Here is a 19,146-nt window from a genome sequence, read left to right as displayed (position 1 = left end):
GCTAACATCGGGCCGGTCGTCCGCCATGCCGGGTGGATCGGAATCGGGGGTTCTGGTGGCAATCAAGAAGATTCTCGTCGCTAACCGGTCGGAAATCGCCATCCGCGTGTTCCGCGCCGCCAACGAATTGGGGCTAAGGACGGTCGCGATCTTCGCCGAGGAAGACAAGCTCGCGCTGCATCGCTTCAAGGCTGACGAGGCCTATCAGGTCGGCAAGGGCCTCGGTCCGATCGAAGCCTATCTGAACATCCCCGACATCATCCGCATCGCGCGCGAGGCGAAGGCCGACGCCATCCACCCCGGCTACGGCCTCCTGTCCGAGAGCCCCGAATTCGCCGAAGCCTGCGCCGAAGCCGGCATCACTTTCATCGGTCCCTCGCCGGACACGATGCGCATGCTCGGCAACAAGGTCGCGGCGCGAAACCTCGCCATCGCCGCCAGCGTGCCTGTCATGCCGGCCACCGACCCGTTGCCGGACGATGTGGAGTTCATCAAGGCCGAGGCGAAGCGCATCGGCTACCCTGTGATGCTCAAGGCCTCCTGGGGTGGCGGCGGCCGTGGCATGCGCGTCATCCGCGACGAGGAAACGCTGCTCAAGGACGCCGTGACGGCGCGGCGCGAGGCCAAGGCGGCCTTCGGCAAGGACGAGATCTATCTCGAAAAGCTCGTCGAGCGCGCCCGCCATGTCGAGGTGCAGATCCTCGGCGACCGGCACGGCAACATCGTCCATCTGTTCGAGCGCGACTGCTCGGTGCAGCGCCGTCACCAGAAGGTCGTGGAGCGCGCGCCTGCGCCCTATCTTTCCGACGCCGAGCGCAAGGAACTCACCGACTACGGCCTCAAGATCGGCCATGCCGCGGACTATTACGGCGCCGGCACGGTCGAATTCCTGATGGATGCCGATACGGGCAAGTTCTATTTCATCGAGGTCAATCCGCGCATCCAGGTCGAGCATACCGTCACCGAGCAGGTGACGGGCATCGATATCGTCAAGGCACAGATCCACATCGCCGAGGGCGCCACGATCGGCACGCCCGCGTCCGGGGTGCCCGCCCAGGTTGATATCCGCCTCAACGGCCACGCGTTGCAGTGCCGCATCACGACCGAGGATCCGGAGCAGAACTTCATTCCGGACTATGGCCGCATCACCGCCTATCGCGAGGCATCTGGCTTCGGCATCCGCCTCGACGGTGGCACGGCCTATTCCGGCGCGGTGATCACCCGCTTCTACGATCCGCTGCTGGAGAAGATCACGGCCTGGGCGCCGACGCCCGAGGAGGCGATCGCGCGCATGGACCGCGCGCTGCGCGAGTTCCGCATCCGCGGCGTAGCGACCAACCTGACCTTCGTCGCGAACATCATCAACCACCCGAAATTCCGCGACAATTCCTATACGACGCGATTCATCGACACGACGCCGGAGCTGTTCTCCTCGGTGCGCCGGCGTGACCGCGCCACCAAGCTGCTGACCTATATCGCCGACGTGACGGTCAACGGCCATCCGGAGACGCGCGGCCGCGTGAAGCCGAAGGCCGATGCGCTCGCCAAGGTCATCCCGCATTTCGCGGCAGAGCCGGCGCCGGGCACCAAGCAGTATCTCGAGGCGCATGGCCCCGAGGCGCTGGCGAAATGGATGCGCTCCGAGACGCGGACCCTCGTCACCGACACGACGATGCGCGACGCGCACCAGTCGCTGCTGGCGACGCGCATGCGCACGCACGACATCGTCGGCATCGCCGACAGCTATGCCCGCGGCCTGCCGGGCCTGTTCAGCCTCGAATGCTGGGGCGGCGCGACCTTCGACGTCGCGATGCGCTTCCTCACCGAGGACCCGTGGGAGCGCCTCGCGATGATCCGCGAGCGGGCGCCCAACATCCTGCTGCAGATGCTACTCAGGGGCGCGAACGGTGTCGGCTACACCAACTATGCCGACAATGTCGTCAAGTTCTTCGTCAAGCAGGCGGCAGCCGGCGGCATCGACGTCTTCCGCGTGTTCGACTGCCTGAACTGGGTCGAGAACATGCGCGTCTCGATGGATGCAGTGCGCGAGGAGGGCAAGGTCCTCGAGGCCGCCATCTGCTACACCGGCGACGTCCTCGATCCGGACCGCGCGAAATACGACCTCAAATACTACGTGTCGCTCGCGAAGGACCTCGAAAAGGCCGGCGCGCACATCATCGGCATCAAGGACATGGCCGGCCTGCTGAAGCCGGCCGCGGCCAAGAAGCTCGTCTCGACGCTGCGTTCCGAGACCGACCTGCCGATCCACCTGCACACGCATGACACGTCGGGCATCTCGGCCGCGACTGTTCTCGCCGCCGTGGAAGCGGGCGTCGATGCGGTGGACGCGGCGATGGACGCCCTGTCGGGCCTCACGTCGCAGCCCTGCCTCGGCTCGATCGCCGAGGCGCTCAAGGGGACCGACCGCGACACCGGCCTCGACCCGGACGCGATCCGCCGCATCTCCTTCTACTGGGAAGCAGTGCGCGCGCAGTATGTCGCCTTCGAGAGCGACCTCAAGGCCGGTGCATCCGAGGTCTATCTCCACGAGATGCCGGGCGGCCAGTTCACCAATCTCAAGGAGCAGGCCCGCTCGCTCGGCCTCGACACCCGCTGGCACGAGGTCGCGCAGGCCTATGCCGACGTGAACCGCATGTTCGGCGACATCGTGAAGGTGACGCCTTCGTCCAAGGTGGTCGGCGACATGGCGCTCATGATGGTGAGCCAGGGTCTCACCGTCGCCGATGTCGAGGACCCGGCCCGCGACATCGCCTTCCCGGATTCCGTCGTGCAGATGATGCGCGGCGATCTCGGCCAGCCCCCCGGCGGCTGGCCGGCCGGCATCCAGAAGAAGGCGCTGAAGGGCGATACACCGTCGACGGCCCGCCCCGGCTCGCTGATCAAGGCGGCGGATCTCGAGGCGGAGCGCAAGGCAGCGGCCGAAAAAACCGGCAAGCGCGTCATCGACGATTTCGCCCTCGCTTCGTACCTCATGTATCCGAAGGTCTACACCGACTTCGCTAAGACCGAGGATACCTACGGCCCGACCAGCGCGCTGCCGACTCCGGTCTATTTCTATGGCCTGCCCGTCGGCGAGGAGATCCATGTCGAGCTCGAGAAGGGCAAGACCATGGTCATCCTCTGCCAGGCGATCGGCGACGCCGACGAGGAGGGGCTCATCCGTGTCTTCTTCGAACTGAACGGTCAGCCGCGCGTGGTGAAGGTCCCCGACCGCGCCAATGCCGGCGCCGTCGTGGCGAAGCGCAAGGCCGAGGAAGGCAATCCGAATCATGTCGCGGCGCCGATGCCGGGCGTCGTCTCGACGCTGGCAGTGCGCGCCGGCCAGGCGATCAAGGCGGGCGACGTGCTGCTCTCGATCGAGGCGATGAAGATGGAGACCGCCATCCACGCCGATCGCGACGGCACGATCGCCGAAGTGCTGGTCCACGCCGGCAGCCAGATCGACGCGAAGGATCTGTTGGTCGTTCTGGGCTGAGTGCCAAACCCAACCGGAAGACATGTGCCGGGACCCTGTCCCGGCACTTTGTTCTTGTCGGCCTGCGATGCGGAGACCGCCGGCGTGGCGCGCCGGAGACGCGCGCGAGAAAAGGCCGATGCGGAGCGTTGCGCCTGCCCCCGGCGATGCCTCTTCGCCATTGACAGGCTAGATCGACAGTCTATTTACCACGCGCCTTCAGGATCATTGCCCGGCAGCGAGTCGGCTGACGTGGATTCTGTTCATTCGGCCGCGGCAGACATGAGCGGCCGATGCGGAGCGACGAGAACCGGAACATGGCCGTGTCTTCCGACGATCATTCCATGTTCGATCTGGCGCCGATCCCGCTCTGGCTCGAGGATTACAGCGCACTCCGCACTCTGTTCGACGAATGGCGCGCTGCGGGCGTCACCGACATCGTCGGCTTTCTTCGAGCCGACCCGTCGCGCATCCAGGCCTGCACCAGCCGGATCCGTCTCGTCGGCGTCAATCGCAAGACTCTGGAGCTCTACCGGGCGCCGGACGTGGAGACGCTGCGCGGCTCGCTCCCAAGCGTGTTCCGCGACGCGATGTTCGAGGCGCATATCGGCGAACTGGAGCGGCTCTGGCACGGCGAGCGCGACTTCGCCAGCACCACGGTCAACTACACGCTGACGGGCGAGCGGCTCGACATCCAGCTCAAGGGTACGGTGCTGCCGGGCTCGGAGGACAGCTGGGCCCGTGTCCTGGTATCGACAGAGGACGTGACGGAGCGCGAGAGCGCGCGCCGCAGCCTCGCCGCCAGCGAGGCCTATGCGCGCGGGCTGTTCGACCATTCGCCGGTCTCGCTTTGGGTCGAGGATTTCAGCTCCGTCAAGCTGCTGCTCGACGATCTCAGGATGCGCGGCATCGTCGATTTCCGCATCTTCACCGACGTGCATCCCGAATTCGTCACGCGCTGCATCAGCGAGATCCGGGTCATCGACGTGAACCGCCACACGCTCGAGCTCTTCGCCGCGCCCGACAAGCCGACGCTGCTCCACCGCCTCTCGGACGTCTTCCGGGACAATATGGAGCCGAACTTCCGCGAGCAGCTGATCGACCTGTGGAACGGCAAGCTGTTCCAGTTGCGCGAAGTGGTGAACTACACGCTGGACGGCCGCGAATTGCACGTGCTGCTGCAGTTCTCGGTACTGCCGGGCCATGAGAAGGACTGGTCGCTGGTCCAGGTCGCGCTGACCGACATCACGGCGCGCAAGGCCGCGGAAGCCTATCTCGAATTCCTCGGCAAGCACGACGCGCTGACGAAGCTCTACAACCGCTCCTTCTATATCGACGAGATGAGCCGGCTCCAGCGCAACGCGCCCTATCCGGTGACCATCATCATGGCCGATCTCAACGGTCTCAAGGAGACGAACGACCGGCTCGGGCATGCGGCGGGCGACGAATTGCTGCGACGCGTCGGCGAAGTCCTCGGCAAGATCGTCGAGAAGCCGGCCCATGCGGCCCGGATCGGCGGCGACGAGTTCGCGATCATCCTTCCCGGCGCCGACGAGCGCGATGCCGAGACCATGATCGACAGCGTGCATCGGCTCGTCGACATCAACAACCAGTTCTACTCGAACCTGCCGCTGACCCTCTCGATGGGCGCCGCCACCGGACGTCCCGGCGAGCGTCTCGACGATGTCGCCAGGCGAGCCGACGCTCTCATGTACGAGGCGAAGCGCGCCTTCTACCAGATGGCCTGACGCCGTCCCCGTCAGCCCCCGCGCGGACGCGGCAGAGGCGTGGGCGGCGGCAGGGGTTCCGGCGGAAGGGGCGGTTGCGGCATCGGGGCCGCATAGGGCTGCGGCTGCGCCAGACGTCCCGGCGGCACTGGCGGTTGCACGGGCGCCCGAGCCTGCGTGGCGGCAGGGGACTGCGGGACGGCGGGAAGCTGCGGCACGACCGGAAGCATCGGCGCGGCGGGTGGTGGCTGTGCCTCCGTCGAGCGACAGACCGAGCCGAAGAGATAGTCCGGAAACGGCATGCCGCGGATGCCGACCAGATCGACGAGCCGCGGCAGCCAGAAGACCACCGCCTTGCCGAGGCGCATCGCATAGTCGCGGTCGGCCCCGAGCCGGATGAGGTCGATCGGCGGACCGAGTGGCGGTGACGCGCCGTCGTCGAGCACGACGGGGGCGCGGCAGGGCGTGTTGTTGATCTGCACGAACAGGATCCCGGCCCCGAAGAGGCAGTAGAGAAAGGCCAGCCGGATGAGATCGAACAAGGCGCGGCTCCGCTGCCGGTCAGATGCGCATCGGGCGGCGACGCGGAAGCGGGACCATCGAGCCCCTCAGGCCGTGCCGAAGCCGAGCCGTTCGATCATGCCTGCGCCCCAGCCCCAGAGGAAGATGCTGAGCTCGGCGCCGAAGAAGATGATTGCCCCGTTCCAGGCGAGAGCGAGGACCGAGATGATGGCGCCGGCCAGGATCGCGACGCCATCGCGCTCGATGAAGCCGAAAGCGAAAGCGATGACCGCTAGCGCCGGCAGCTGGTTGCCGAGCGGGATCGGCAGCAGGATCATCACGGAATGGACGAAGATCGGCAGAGCCAGAATAAGCTGCGCGCGCCGTCCCGACAGCCCGCTGAGGCGGGGCCGGAGCATCCACTCGATCTTGCGGAACCAGGGCGCGATGAACGCGCCGCCCCGAACGACCGGATCGCGCGGCATGCTGAACCTGCGGATCCAGCCCGGCAGGATCAGCTTGTCGGCGCCGGTCAGCACCTGCAGCGAGAGAATGGCGAGGGCCGTCCCGAAGACGAAGCCTGTGGGCAGGCCCGGGATGGGAATGAAGGAGGGCAGCGCCAGCATCAGGATCGTGATGCCGAGGCCAGAGCGCCCCAGCGCATCGCTCATCGCGCCGACCGATATCCTTTCGCCATCGATCAATTCGTCCAGCTTGCCCAGCAGAGTCGATGCCGAGCGCGGTCGCGACATGTCCTCTGCGTCCGCCGATGTAATGCCTTCGCTTGCCAAATCCTTCTCCGGTTCCCTCGAACCTCGTGACGGCGCATATGGGCAACGCGGATGGCGCCGTCCAGTCGCAGGCCGCCCGAATCTGATACGCCTCGTGCTTGAAGATCTGATTGCAAAGGCGGCCGCCCTGATGTCGTCATCATTGCCCCTAAGGTCGGCAGGGCCGGCGAAAGCGGCAGGGAGGGCGGCGTGACGCGCATCGAAGGCATCGGATCGGCGATCCGGCGGGTCGTGCTCGCGCTCGTGACGCTCGCCATGCTGGCGGTCGACGTCGCGCCCGCGCTCGCCGTCATCGACACGTCCGCCGATGCTGCCGATACGCAGGCCCTGCTCGACCGCTGGAACTCCGATCTGACGCGCATCGACATGGCGCTCGATCGCGTCGGCGTCAGCGACTACGATTTGAGGAACCTGCGCGAGCAGACGGCCGCGATCGTCAACAGTGCATCGGCCTTTGCCGACGGGTTGACGCCGCAGGTCGCCGCCGCCGCGGCTCAGGTCAAGGAACTGTCGCCGGTGCAGGGCGCCGATGCCGCCGTGTCGGACGCGATCAAGGACGAACTCGCGTCGGCGCAGAAGCTCTATGCCGATCTGTCCGGCAGCCAGCAGCAGGCGCAGGCGATCGCGGTACACGGCACTTTCACGAACAGCCAGATCAACGACCGTCGCCGTCGCCTGTTCACCGGCCGCCTTTTGGAGCGCAATGCGAGCCTGATCGATCCGACGCTGTGGAGCGACGCCGCTGCCGAGGTTCCCGGCGTCGCTGCGCGCTCCAACGAGCTCATCTCCGGATGGGTTCGCGTCCTCCAGGTGCGCAACGACCGCACCGCGATCGCCCTCGTCCTCGCTGTGATCGCGGCCATGTTGCTGCTGCTCGTCCCCGGACGGCGAATGCTCATCCGCCGCGTCCGCAGCGCATTGCCCGAGCCCGGCAAATCGAGCGACCGGCGATCGCGCGTCATGGTGGCGACGACGGTCGTCGCGCTCAACACGCTGGTGCCGACCGGCGTGCTCGTGGGCGGCCACGCGATCCTCGACGCGCTCGACCTCTCGCCGGGCCGTATCGACCAGCTCTGGTGGGGCGTCACCTCCGCGGTGGCGCTGTTCTCGCTCGGATTCGGCGTCTCGCGCGCTCTTCTGGCGCCATGGCGTCCCGATCTTCGCCTGGTCGAGATCGAGCACGCGATCGCGCGGCGCATCTTTCATTTCACGGTCGCGATCGCGGCGATGCAGGCCCTTTCGGTCTTCATCGAGCGCTTCTCGCGCGTCGCCTATACCGGCCTGCCGCTGATCATCGCGGCCGACGGACTGCTGTCCACGGTGAGTTCGGTGCTGATCATCATGACCGTGCGAATGCTGAACCACCGCCCGCCGGCCGAGGAGGAAGAAGAAGACCCGGCCGAGGAGCCGATCCTGCGCCGCATGGCGCTGGTCGTTGCCGCCATGGCCGCCGCCGTGGCCATCGTCGCCAACCTGATGGGCTATGTCGCGCTCGGCCGCTTCATCACGGCACAGATCGCCTGGGTATCGACCATCGTCGCGCTGCTCGTACTCCTCATCATGCTCGCCGACGAGCTGACCAGCGCCTGGTTCCGCCGAGAGGGTGTCGTCGGCAGCCGCCTCATCGCCTCGATCGGATTCGCGCCCCGCTCCATCACGCAGGCCGGCGTGCTCTTCAACGGACTCGTGCGTGCGCTTCTCGTCGCCGGCGCGGTGCTGGTGGTGATTGCGCCCTGGGGCGTCGATTCGACCTCGGTCTTCGAGAGCGTCCGGCAGGTCTTCTTCGGCTTCCGCGTCGGATCGATCTCGATTTCCTTCTCGACGATCATCGCTGCGCTTGCCGTGTTCGCCATCGGCTTCGTGATCACGCGGGCGATGCAGAACTGGCTCGAGACCCGCTTCCTGCCGACGACGCGGCTCGATTCGGGCCTGCGCAATTCGATCCGCACCAGCGTCGGCTATCTCGGCACCATCGCGGCGGCAGCTTTCGCCTTCGGCTATGCCGGCCTCGATCTCTCCAACGTCGCCATCGTCGCCGGCGCGCTCTCTGTCGGTATCGGCCTCGGCCTGCAGGCGATCGTCAACAACTTCGTTTCCGGCCTCATCCTGCTCGCCGAGCGGCCCATCCGGGCCGGCGACTGGATCGCCGTCGGCGCCGAGGAAGGCATCGTCAAGCGCATCAACGTGCGCGCCACCGAGATCGAGACCTTCGACCGGGCCACGCTGATCGTGCCGAATTCCACGCTGATCACGGGCCAGGTCAAGAACATGGTGCTCCGCGACCGGTCCGGTCGCATCATCCTGCCCGTGACGGTGGCGAAGACGACCGATCCTGAGCGGGTGCGGGCCGTCCTGCTCGAGATCGCGAAGGCGCATCCGCTGGTGCTCGCCTATCCGGCGCCGAGCGTGCTCTTCACGGCTTTCAACAATGTCTCGCTCGATTTCGAGCTCAGATGCTATCTCTCCGACATCGCACAGGGCATGCAGGTCCGCTCCGACATCCGCTTCGAATGCCTTGCCCGCTTCCGCAACGAAGACATCTCGCTCCCGTGAGCCCCGTTGCCCCGCCACGCCAGATCGGCCACACCCGCGCGCATTCCGCGCCTCCTGCCCGGCACCGGGCCAACCGCCCAGCAGGGTTTGTCCCGAAGAAGGTCCATCCATGAAGACATCGCTCCGCCGCGCGGCCCCGCTCATCGCCGCAGCGTCGCTCATCGTTCTCCTCGCGGCCTGCGCCAAGGAGCCGGAGGCGCCGCGCTCGCCGGTATTCTACGATCGGCTGGACGCGGCCGGCGCCACGGTCAGCCCGGAAGCGGCCGCGAGCATGATCAGCGGCTATCGTGCGACGCGCGGCCTCTCGGCGGTGGTTGCCGACCCGGTGCTGAACAAGCTGGCCGCCGACCAGGCCCGCGCGATGGCCGCGGTCGATCAGGTCGGCCACAACGTGAAGGGTGGCGGCAGTTTCGAGAAGCGTCTCGCCGCCTCGGGCTTTGACGCCGGCGTCGCGGTCGAGAATGTCGGCGCGGGCTACAGAACCCTCGCCGAGGCTTTTTCGGGATGGCGCGATTCGCCCTCGCACAACGCCAACATGCTGAAGGCCGGTGTTACCCGGCTGGGGATCGGCACGGCCTATGCGCCGAAGAGCAAGTACAAGGTCTACTGGTCGCTGATCCTCGCCAAGCCCTACGAGCCGCCGCCGGCAGCCGCGGCTGCCGCGCCGCTGCCGGCCGATGGCCGCACCGTGGTTTCGATCGGCGGAGCCGTCGTCTCGCAATAGCGATCCCCCATTCAGCGTATGATCGTATTTTATCCCGCCGCCGCCGCCCCCGCCGGCGGCGGGCGATCGATTGCGCCTGCGCGCTTCCCCGATTCCCATTGACGGCCGGCCTTCGCCGCAGCTAGCTAGCCGGGCTGCGCGATTGGTCCGGCCTGCCGGCGTCGGGTCGATGATGGGGATGCGCTGCCCACGGAATGTGCTGGCAAATTATCGAGAGTCGAATTAAAGAGAGTTCGCGTATGGCGCCGGCCGTGAATTCGCGGCGAAACGTCATACAATTGGGGAGAGGATACATGAAGCTTATCAAGTCAGCGCTCGCCGCGCTTGCGCTCGGCGTGGTCGCTCTGTCGCCGGTTGCTCACGCCGAGGACAAGGGCCTCATCGGCGTCCTGATGCCGACCAAGACCTCGCAGCGCTGGATCAATGATGGCGACGCCGTCAAGTCGCAGCTCGAGGCCAAGGGCTACACCGTCGACCTGCAGTACGCCCAGGACGACATTCCCAACCAGCTCAGCCAGCTCGAGAACGTGATCACCAAGGGCCCGAAGGCCCTGATCATCGCCTCGATCGACGGCACGACGATGGGCGACGCGCTGCAGAAGGCGGCCGATGCCGGTGTCGTGGTGGTCGCCTATGACCGCCTGATCAAGAAGACCCCGAATGTCGACTACTACACGACCTTCGACAATTTCGGCGTCGGCGTGATCCAGGCCAATTCGCTGGTGAAAGGCCTCAAGGAGCGCTTCCCGGACACGAAGCCCTGGAACGTCGAGCTGTTCGGCGGCTCGCCCGACGACAACAACGCCTTCTTCTTCTACAACGGCGCCATGTCGGTCCTGCAGCCGCTGATCGACGACGGCTCCATCAAGATCGTGTCCGGCCAGACCGGCATGGACAAGGTCGGTACCCTGCGCTGGCTCGCCGCCACCGCCCAGGCCCGCATGGACAACCTGCTTTCGGCCTACTACTCGGACGGCAAGCGCGTCGACGGCGTCCTGTCGCCCTATGACGGCCTGTCGCGCGGCATCATCGCCTCGCTCCGCGGCGTCGGCTACGGCACCGCCGACCAGCCCTGGCCGATCGTGACCGGCCAGGACGCCGAGACCGCTTCGGTCAAGGCGATCATCGCCGGCGAGCAGTATTCGACCGTGTTCAAGGACACGCGCGACCTCGCCAAGTCGACCGTCGAACTCGTCGACACTGTCCTCTCGGGCAACACGCCGGCCAATCTCGACACGACCACCTACAACAACGACGTCAAGGTCGTTCCCTCGATCCTGCTGACGCCGGTCGAGGTCGACAAGACCAACTACGAGAAGATCGTCGTCGAGTCGGGCTACATCAAGCCCGACGAGCTGAAGTAATCTTCCAAACGACCTTGAGGCCCCGCCCCGGCGGGGCCTCTTCTCGTCAGGCGAGCGAGACGCTAACCTCGCCCGGTCCGTAGCCCCTTCGGGAGCGGCTATCCATGCCCTCATACATTCTCGAGATGCGCGACATCACCAAGACCTTTCCGGGGGTCAAGGCGCTGTCGAACGTCAACCTCAAGGTCGAGGAAGGCGAGATTCACGCCATCTGCGGCGAGAACGGCGCCGGCAAGTCGACCCTCATGAAAGTCCTCTCCGGCGTCTATCCTGCCGGCGACTACGAGGGGCAGATCATCTATCGCGGCAAGGAATGCCAGTTCCACGGCATCCATGACAGCGAACAGATGGGGATCGTCATCATCCATCAGGAACTGGCCCTGGTCCCGATGCTGTCGATCACCGAGAACATCTTTCTCGGCAACGAACAGGCCAGATGGGGCGTCATCGACTGGAACGCCAATGAGCGCCGCACCCGCGAGCTGCTCGGCAAGGTCGGCCTCGTCGAAGACCCGAACACCCTCATAACCGATATCGGCACCGGCAAGCAGCAGCTCGTCGAGATCGCCAAGGCGCTCAGCAAGAATGTCGAGCTTCTGATCCTCGACGAGCCGACCGCCAGCCTCTCCGAGAAGGACAGCCAGGCGCTGCTCGATCTCCTGCTCGAATTCAAGAAGCAGGGCATCACCTCGATCCTGATCTCGCACAAGCTGAACGAGATCAACCGCGTCGCCGACCATGTGACCGTCATCCGCGACGGGCGCACCATCGAGACGCTCGACCGCAGCGAGATCTCCGAGGACCGCATCATCACCTCGATGGTCGGCCGCTCGCTCGAGGACCGCTATCCGCCGCGCGATCCGAAGATCGGCGACGTCATCTTCGAGGTCCAGAACTGGTCCTGCTATCACCCGCTCCATGCCGACCGGCAGGTGATCAAGAACATCGACATCAAGGTGCATCGGGGCGAGGTCGTCGGCATCGCCGGCCTCATGGGCGCCGGCCGAACCGAATTCGCGATGAGCCTGTTCGGCCGCAGCTACGGCCGAAAGATCTCCGGCGAGGTGCGCCTCAAGGGCAAGCCGATCGACGTCTCGACGGTCGGCCGTGCCGTCGACCAGGGCATCGCCTATGTCACCGAGGACCGGAAGGTCTTCGGCCTCAATCTGATCGACGACATCAAGAACAACATCACCCTCGCCAATCTGAAGGGCGTGGCGCGTGCCGGTGTCATCGACGAGCTGCGCGAGCTCGACGTCGCCAACGACTACCGCAAGAAGACGAACATCCGCTCGTCGAGCGTCTTCCAGAAGACCGGCAATCTCTCGGGCGGCAACCAGCAGAAGGTCGTGCTCTCGAAGTGGCTGTTCGCCAGCCCCGAGGTCCTGATTCTCGACGAGCCGACTCGCGGCATCGACGTCGGCGCCAAATACGAGATCTACACGATCATCGCCCGCCTCGCCGCCGAGGGCCGGGCCGTCATCGTCATTTCATCCGAGATGCCCGAGCTGCTGGGCATCACGGACCGGATCTATGTGATGAACGAAGGGCGCATCGTCGGGGAGATGGCCGCCAGCGAGGCCAGCCAGGAGAAGATCATGCGCGCCATCGTGCGCGGAGAAGGAAGAGCTGCATCATGACCGACACTCCCACCCCGCAGTCCGGCGTCGCTCAGGACGTGCCGAGCGGGCCCCGCGTGCCCGTCTCGTCCGTCGTCGCCAATATCCGCGACTACGGCCTCGTGCTGGCGCTGATCGCCATCATGGTGTTCTTCCAGCTCACGACCGGCACGCTCTTCAAGCCGGTCAACCTTTCCAACCTCGTGCAGCAGAACAGCTTCATCATCGTGATGGCGCTGGGCATGCTGCTGGTCATTGTCTCGGGCCATATCGACCTCTCGGTCGGCTCCGTCGCCGGCTTCATCGGCGCGCTGGCGGCGATGATGATGGTGATCTGGCCACTCGGCTTCCTGTCCAATCCGCTCATCGTCTCGATCGTCTGCCTCGTGATCGGCGGCGCGATCGGCGCGGCGCAGGGCTACTGGATCGCCTATCACCGCATCCCGAGCTTCATCGTCACGCTGGCCGGCATGCTCGTGTTTCGCGGCATGTGCCAGGGCCTGCTCGGCGGCGGCTCCTCCGTCGGCCCGCTGCCCGACAGCTTCAAGCAGCTATCCTCCGGCTTCCTGCCGGACGTCTTCGGCCCGATCACCATCGTTCCGCCGATCGTCAACGCCGCGGGCAAGACGATCGTCGGCTCGGGTATCGTGCTGCATTCGACGACCATGCTGCTCGGCCTGATCGGCGTCGCGCTGTTCATCATCGCCGGCATCCGCGCCCGCCGGACGCGCGAGCGTCACGGCTATGCCGCCGAACCCTTCCCGCTCTTCCTCGTGAAGACGGTGGTCGTCTCGGCGCTGGCGCTGTTCCTCGTCTACCAGTTCGCGCTCTATCGCGGCTTCCCGATCGTCCTCGTCGTGATGGGCATCCTGATCGCGATCTTCGTCTTCATCACTAAAAAGACGACGGTGGGCCGGCGCGTCTATGCGATGGGCGGCAACATCAAGGCCGCGCAGCTCTCCGGCATCAAGACCGAGCGGCTGACGCTGCTCGTCTTCGTCAATATGGGCGTGCTGTCGGCGCTGGGCGGCCTCATCATCGCCGCCCGCCTCGGCCAGGCGGTCCCTGCGGCCGGCCTCGGCAGCGAGCTCGACGTCATCGCGGCCGTGTTCATCGGCGGCGCCTCGGCGATGGGCGGCGTCGGCCAGGTGATCTCGACCGTGGTCGGCGGCTTCATCATGGGCGTCATGAACAACGGCATGTCGATCATGGGCGTCAATGTCGACTGGCAGCAGGTCGTTAAGGGCCTGGTGCTGCTCGGCGCCGTCATCTTCGACGTCTACAACAAGAACAAGGGCTGACGCGGCAGCGCCGCCGGCCTGGGAAACGACAAAGGGGCGGCCCGCGGGACCGCCCCTTTCCATTTGGAGCCGCTCGATCAGGCCTTGCTTCCGTAGAAATAATTGGCCGAGCGGCCGAACAGCAGGCCGCGCAGCGCGCGGCGCATCGCCTCGCCCCGCCGGAGCGGCTCCAGCGGAAGCCGCGCGATGTCGTAGAGTGCCACCTTGGCGCTATCGAGCGCCGGCACCTTGCCGGGGGCGGGCTGCGGCATGCCGAGACGGCGCAATACGGCATTGGCGAAATAGAGCTTGTTCAAGCGGAGATCGGCGGCCGATTTCCAGGTGATGGCCATCGAGATCGACCAGTCGGCGCCCGTCTCCACCCAGTGCGGCCAGGTATAGGGCAGGAACATGCCCTCGCCCGCCTTGAAGGAGAACACCGTCTCGCGCGCCGCGAAGGCGTCACGGTAGCGATGGTTGCGGTGCTTGCCGGGGAAGGATTCGAGGCCCTCCTCGTCGATCACCGAGCGGTCGCGGTTGTCGAAGACATGCATGGCCTTGTCGCCGTGCAGGTGGACGAAGAAGTTCTCCTCGTAGTCGAGGTGGAACGGCGTCACCGAATGGGCCGAGGACACGAAGATGAAGCCCATCGGCTCCTTCATCCCGGCGGCGCGATGATCGGCATGGCCGGCGGCGCGGGCGGCCTCGTCGAGGACACGGTGGATCAGGCGTCCATATTCGGGAATCGTCTCGACGTTTTTCAGGACCATCCAGGCGCCGGCCGTCTCGATCTGGCGCACGATCTCCGTCGGCTCGAGATCGACGGTAGGGGTCTCTTCCGGCTTCTGGTCCACCTTGAGGCGGCCGGAATTGTATTCGAGGCGGTCGCGCGGCAGGCGCCCGGCGAGGGCAGCAAGGGCGCCGAGCTGAAGCAACGGTTCGGCGGCGAGGGCGTGGCGATAAGCGAAGGGTTCTGCGGGGAACTGGCGCGCCATCAGCGCGGGATCGAGCGCGATCAGCCGGGCGGACGCGGCTGCGGCGTCGGGACGATCCGTCATGAGGTGTCCTCCTTGGCTCGGCCGGACCGTGGGGTCCGGCGGATCAGCGCGCGCAAGTTCGCGCGTGCGCGGACTTCCCCATGAGCAAGAAGGACGCCAGCCCGGAAGGCAGTGCTGCCGCCGACCGGCCCGAGCACGGCGAGGCCCATCGACTGCCGGTCCGGCCAGAGCCGGTCGATCATCGGATGGCCGGCGCTCGCCAGCGAGTCGACGAGCAGCACCGATGGATCGGCCTCGAAGATCTCCGACGCCTGGAGCATGACCTGAACACCCGGCGAATAGCGGCCGAGCGCCTCGTCATGGGCGATCTTCCATGTCACCACGGTACCGCCCGTGCGGAGCGAGCCGAGCATCGCGACCGCCCGTCCTCCGATCGTCAGCGCATCGATCCGGGCCTCGCCCGGCGCCGCCCCCTCGAAGACGGCGCGCGTGAAGGCGAGTGCGTCGGCACGGTCGCGCAGGGCCGTCCGGCGCCGGCCCTTCCACCCGGCGGCTTCGAGAGCGAGGAACGCGTCGAGCAGTTCGGCGCGCTCGCCGGGCGTCGTGGCGCTGCACCAGTCGAGCCGACCGAGATCGCCGAGACGGCGCAGTTGCCGCGCGAGTTCCTTGCGCGACTTTCCCGGCAGGCCCGAGCGGACCCGCTCGGCCATCACTCGCGGCCGGAGGATGGCGCGCTCATGGCCGCCGATCACCGCGAGAGGCCGGCCGGTCCTGGCGGCGAGAGCGCACAGCGCCATCCCGGCAACACCGTCGACCGGCAGGTCTGGAAAGAGCAGGATCCGTCCGCCGGGCCGGCCGCCGTCCATGACGCCGACGAGGCGCGCCATCGCCCCGTCCGGATCGGCCGGATCGAGCAGCGGCGTTCCGAGCGGGCCGTAGAGATGGGTGTAGACGGAGAACGCCGGGACGAGCCGGCCGAGCCGGGCCGGGCCGACCGGCACCAGTGCGAGCAGACGGCCGGCGTCATCCTCCGCGACGGCGATTGAGACAGCCGCCGGAGCGAGGTGTTCCAGCGCCGCACCGAGGATCGCAGGCGAAAAGAACGGATTGGCCTCGGGCGCGTCCCGGGCGAGGCGCCGCCATTCGGTCATGAGGCCCGCCGGCGGCAGTGATCGCTTGGCAGGCTCGGACAGCCTGCGGGGCTCAACCGGCTCGGATGGCGCTTCGCGGGCACTCATGACGCCCTCCCCTCGCGGATGACGATGGAGCTGCCCGGGACCAGCACATGCACGATCGAGCAGCGCAGCCGCATGCGCCAGCGCACCGCGAGATAGACGGCGATCGCTTCCACGGCGAGCGCCGTCGAGGTCGCGATCGCCGCGCCCTCGAGGCCGAGATGCGGGATCAGCGTGTAGTTGAGCACGAGATTGACGACGAAGGTGCCGGCATAGACGGCGGCGCAGATGCGCTGCTCCCCAGCCATGGTCAGGATGCTCTCGGCCGGCCCGATCGAGGCGCGGAAGAGAAGCCCGATCGAGAAGATGAACAGGAGGCCATAGCCGGCGACGAAGCTCGCGCCGAAGAAGGAGAGGAGCAGCCGCCCGGCGACGAGCAGCACCAGCACGGCGCCGACCGACGGCCAGAACGTCCAGTGCAGCGAATCCCGCACCACCGCCTCGAAGCGCAGCCGGTCGCCGGCGGCATAATATTGCGAGAAGCGTGGCATCAGCGCCGCCCGCACCGCGAAATAGACGAAATGGACGAGCGCGAGCGTCTTCACCGCCGCGAAATAGACCGCGACCTCCTCCGGAGGGCGCAGTTGCCCCACGATGAGGATGTCGACATTGGTCAGGAGGTTGAAGAAGCCTTCGACCAGGAAGATCGGCAGCGCGATGGTGATCCAGGCGAGCGAAGTGAAGCGGCGCGGACCCGTGGGAACAGCCCTGGCCGTGCGCCGGCGGATCGCCCACATCTGCCAGAGCGCCGTCGCATAGGTGGCGACGATCGCCGTCGCCATCGCGGTCGTGGCGTCGGGCGCGGCGCCGAGCCGGATCGCCGTCCAGGTGAAGAGAATGATGAGGATAGGCCGGATGATGAAGGTCGGCCACAGTGCGAGGTCCGGCCAGTTGAAGCCGCGCGCGAGCCCGTCCTGGATTTCGCCGATCGCCAGCATCGGGATGCAGATCGCCGCGAGATAGAGCGGCATCACATAGTAGCTCTCGACATGCTCGCCAAAGAGCAGCAGTCCGACGATGCCGAACCCGGCGATCGCGGTCGAGGTGACGATCCCCTGCACGCGGCTGCCGAGAAGGATGCCGCGCAAGAGGTCGAGTTCACGCCGCTCGCCATATTCCGGGATGAAGCGGACGATCGCCGTCTGGATACCGAAGCAGGCGAGGCCGCCGATGATGACCGCGCCGACCCAGACCACGACATAGACGCCATAGTCGAAGTCGCCCATCCAGCGGGCGAGCAGGACCTGGCTCAGATAAGCGATGAAGGCCGAGACGACGCGGACGAGGAAGGTCGTGACGGCGATCCGCTGCGTAACCGCCCGCTCGTCCTTGCCCGAAGCGATGGAATCGATCCCCGACGCCAGGCCCGAAAGCGGCGCCTTCAGCCGGGCCGGAGCCCAGCGATCGACGATGCCGGCAAAGGATAGGCGCAACGGGTCGCGGCTCCTCGACGAAGTCGGCTGCCCTTGGAGGGAGGCCGTCGCTGAAATGCCTATAATTTTCTGCTTTAAGAAAGCGTTGGCCGCGCCGAAATCGAACAGGGTCCAGGCGCGCGGACGGCCAACGTCGCTAAATTTGCGTAAAGGAATCGATGTGCAGGCGGATGCGGAGCTGGATGCGATCGGGCTCGAATGCCCGCTACCGGTCCTGAAGGCGCGCAAGCGCCTGTCCGCCATGCGGCCGGGGACGCGTTTGCTCGTTCTCGCCACCGACCCGATGGCGGCGATCGACCTGCCGCATTTGTGCACCGAAGACGGCCACCGGCTGCTGTCACGGACCAGCGAGGAACGCTACGGGACCACGGTCCTCGCATTCCTCGTGGAACGCGGTCCGGACCGCGCGGCCTGATCTCGACCGGACGCGGCTTTTTGCCTAGCTTTGGGCAGATCAGGATTGGCCCGCCGGTCGGCGGCGCGGAGGACATATGACGAAACGCAAGATCGCGATCATCGGGCTCGGCAAGATCGCGCAGGACCAGCATCTTCCGGTCATCGACAAGAGCGACAGCTTCGAGCTCGTGGCGGTGACCAGCCAGCGCGGCCTCACCCATCGCGGCGTGCCGACGTTCAAGACGCCGGCCGAGATGTACCGCGCCATCCCCGATCTCGAGGCGGTGTCCATCTGCACGCCCCCCGATGTCCGGCACGGCTTCGCCATCGAGGCGCTCGACGCGGGGAAGGACCTCCTGCTCGAGAAGCCGACCGCGGCGACGCTCGCCGAGGCGGCCGACATCGCCGCCCATGCGAAGAAGCGTGGCCGGGTGATCTTCGCGACCTGGCATTCGCAGTTCAATCCGGCCGTCGACGAGGCGACGGCGCTGCTCGCCGGCGCGGGCGTCAAGTCGCTGCGCATCGAATGGCGCGAGGATGTCCGCAAATGGCATCCGGGACAGGACTGGGTCTGGGAGCCCGGCGGCTTCGGCGTTTTCGATCCCGGCATCAATGCGCTGTCGATCTTCGTGAAGATCCTGCCTTTCACGCCCTTCGTGAAGAGCGCCGAGCTCACCTATCCCGCCAATCGCCAGACGCCGATCGGCGTCAAGGTCGCCTTCTCGGGCACCGATCCGGACTCGCCCGCGCTCTCGGCCGATTTCGACTGGCGCGAGCAGGGCGACGAGAAGTGGCATATCGAGATCGAGTCGAAGGGCGGCCACAAGCTGCGCCTCTTCCGCGGCGGCGCCTCGCTCAGCGTCGACGGCCATGTGACCGTCGAGCAGCCGAGCGAGGAATATGAGCGGATCTACGAGCGTTTCGCAGAGCTTCTCGATCGCCGCGAGAGTGACTACGACACCTCGCCGCTCCAGCTCGTCGGCGACGCGATGATGGTCGGCCGCCGCCTCACCACCGACCCGTTCGACTGGTAGGCGCAACCCCGCGCCG

At 66.6% G+C, this 19,146-nt stretch carries 14 protein-coding genes; 9 read left to right on the top strand and 5 right to left on the bottom strand.

The window, feature by feature from the left end:
* The first annotated feature begins 55 nt into the window (after window positions 1-55).
* Both pyc and QO015_RS14605 read left to right on the top strand, forming a co-directional pair.
* Window positions 56-3,496, top strand: a complete 3,441-nt coding sequence (gene pyc, locus QO015_RS14610) for a pyruvate carboxylase (RefSeq protein WP_266278542.1) — start codon at window positions 56-58, stop codon at window positions 3,494-3,496.
* A gap of 296 nt (window positions 3,497-3,792) precedes the next feature.
* A complete protein-coding gene (locus QO015_RS14605) occupies window positions 3,793-5,223 on the top strand; it encodes a sensor domain-containing diguanylate cyclase (RefSeq protein WP_266278543.1) in 1,431 nt (476 codons plus the stop codon).
* Window positions 5,224-5,234: 11 nt separating this feature from the next.
* Here QO015_RS14605 and QO015_RS14600 read toward each other — a convergent pair whose 3' ends face one another.
* Window positions 5,235-5,744 (bottom strand): hypothetical protein, encoded by a 510-nt coding sequence (locus QO015_RS14600; protein WP_266278544.1) that lies wholly within the window; start codon window positions 5,742-5,744, stop codon window positions 5,235-5,237.
* A gap of 66 nt (window positions 5,745-5,810) precedes the next feature.
* A complete protein-coding gene (locus QO015_RS14595) occupies window positions 5,811-6,455 on the bottom strand; it encodes an exopolysaccharide biosynthesis protein (protein WP_266278545.1) in 645 nt (214 codons plus the stop codon).
* A gap of 228 nt (window positions 6,456-6,683) precedes the next feature.
* On the opposite strand from QO015_RS14595, the gene QO015_RS14590 reads away from it, so the two are divergent.
* The 5 genes from QO015_RS14590 to mmsB all read left to right on the top strand — a co-directional run bounded on the left by QO015_RS14590 (window position 6,684) and on the right by mmsB (window position 14,055).
* Window positions 6,684-9,047 carry a DUF3772 domain-containing protein gene (locus tag QO015_RS14590; RefSeq protein ID WP_266278546.1) on the top strand — a complete coding sequence of 788 codons (2,364 nt, stop codon included), beginning with the start codon at window positions 6,684-6,686 and terminating at the stop codon, window positions 9,045-9,047.
* Between the two features lie 109 nt (window positions 9,048-9,156).
* A complete protein-coding gene (locus QO015_RS14585; protein ID WP_266278547.1) occupies window positions 9,157-9,771 on the top strand; it encodes a CAP domain-containing protein in 615 nt (204 codons plus the stop codon).
* A gap of 293 nt (window positions 9,772-10,064) precedes the next feature.
* Window positions 10,065-11,135 (top strand): multiple monosaccharide ABC transporter substrate-binding protein, encoded by a 1,071-nt coding sequence (gene chvE, locus QO015_RS14580; protein WP_266278548.1) that lies wholly within the window; start codon window positions 10,065-10,067, stop codon window positions 11,133-11,135.
* A gap of 104 nt (window positions 11,136-11,239) precedes the next feature.
* Window positions 11,240-12,775, top strand: coding sequence for a multiple monosaccharide ABC transporter ATP-binding protein (mmsA, locus tag QO015_RS14575; protein ID WP_266278549.1), 1,536 nt, complete (start codon window positions 11,240-11,242; stop codon window positions 12,773-12,775).
* Window positions 12,769-14,055 (top strand): multiple monosaccharide ABC transporter permease, encoded by a 1,287-nt coding sequence (gene mmsB / locus QO015_RS14570; RefSeq protein WP_266282334.1) that lies wholly within the window; start codon window positions 12,769-12,771, stop codon window positions 14,053-14,055. Before mmsA ends, mmsB begins: the two co-directional genes overlap by 7 nt.
* Window positions 14,056-14,132: 77 nt before the next feature.
* On the opposite strand, the gene QO015_RS14565 is transcribed toward mmsB, so the two are convergent.
* The 3 genes from QO015_RS14565 to QO015_RS14555 form a co-directional block, all read right to left on the bottom strand.
* Entirely contained in the window at window positions 14,133-15,092 is a 960-nt protein-coding gene (locus tag QO015_RS14565) for a cupin-like domain-containing protein (protein ID WP_266278550.1), read from the bottom strand.
* The gene (locus QO015_RS14560) at window positions 15,089-16,183 is read right to left on the bottom strand and encodes a GNAT family N-acetyltransferase (protein WP_266278551.1); all 1,095 of its coding nucleotides are present in this window, start codon (window positions 16,181-16,183) and stop codon (window positions 15,089-15,091) included. Before QO015_RS14560 ends, QO015_RS14565 begins: the two co-directional genes overlap by 4 nt.
* Window positions 16,184-16,266: 83 nt before the next feature.
* Entirely contained in the window at window positions 16,267-17,700 is a 1,434-nt protein-coding gene (locus tag QO015_RS14555) for a lipopolysaccharide biosynthesis protein (protein WP_266278552.1), read from the bottom strand.
* A 55-nt stretch (window positions 17,701-17,755) separates the two neighbouring features.
* Here QO015_RS14555 and QO015_RS14550 point away from each other — a divergent pair, with 55 nt between their 5' ends.
* On the top strand, window positions 17,756-18,115 hold the full coding sequence (locus QO015_RS14550) for a sulfurtransferase TusA family protein (RefSeq protein ID WP_307290308.1): 360 nt from the start codon (window positions 17,756-17,758) through the stop codon (window positions 18,113-18,115).
* A gap of 76 nt (window positions 18,116-18,191) precedes the next feature.
* The gene (locus QO015_RS14545) at window positions 18,192-19,130 is read left to right on the top strand and encodes a Gfo/Idh/MocA family protein (RefSeq protein ID WP_266278553.1); all 939 of its coding nucleotides are present in this window, start codon (window positions 18,192-18,194) and stop codon (window positions 19,128-19,130) included.
* Window positions 19,131-19,146: the final 16 nt, after the last annotated feature.

The organism is Kaistia geumhonensis (assembly GCF_030815145.1).
GTDB classification, from domain to species: Bacteria; Pseudomonadota; Alphaproteobacteria; order Rhizobiales; family Kaistiaceae; genus Kaistia; species Kaistia geumhonensis.
The sequence above is the reverse complement of the archived record's forward strand: the minus strand, read 5'-3'. Positions and strand labels throughout refer to the sequence as shown.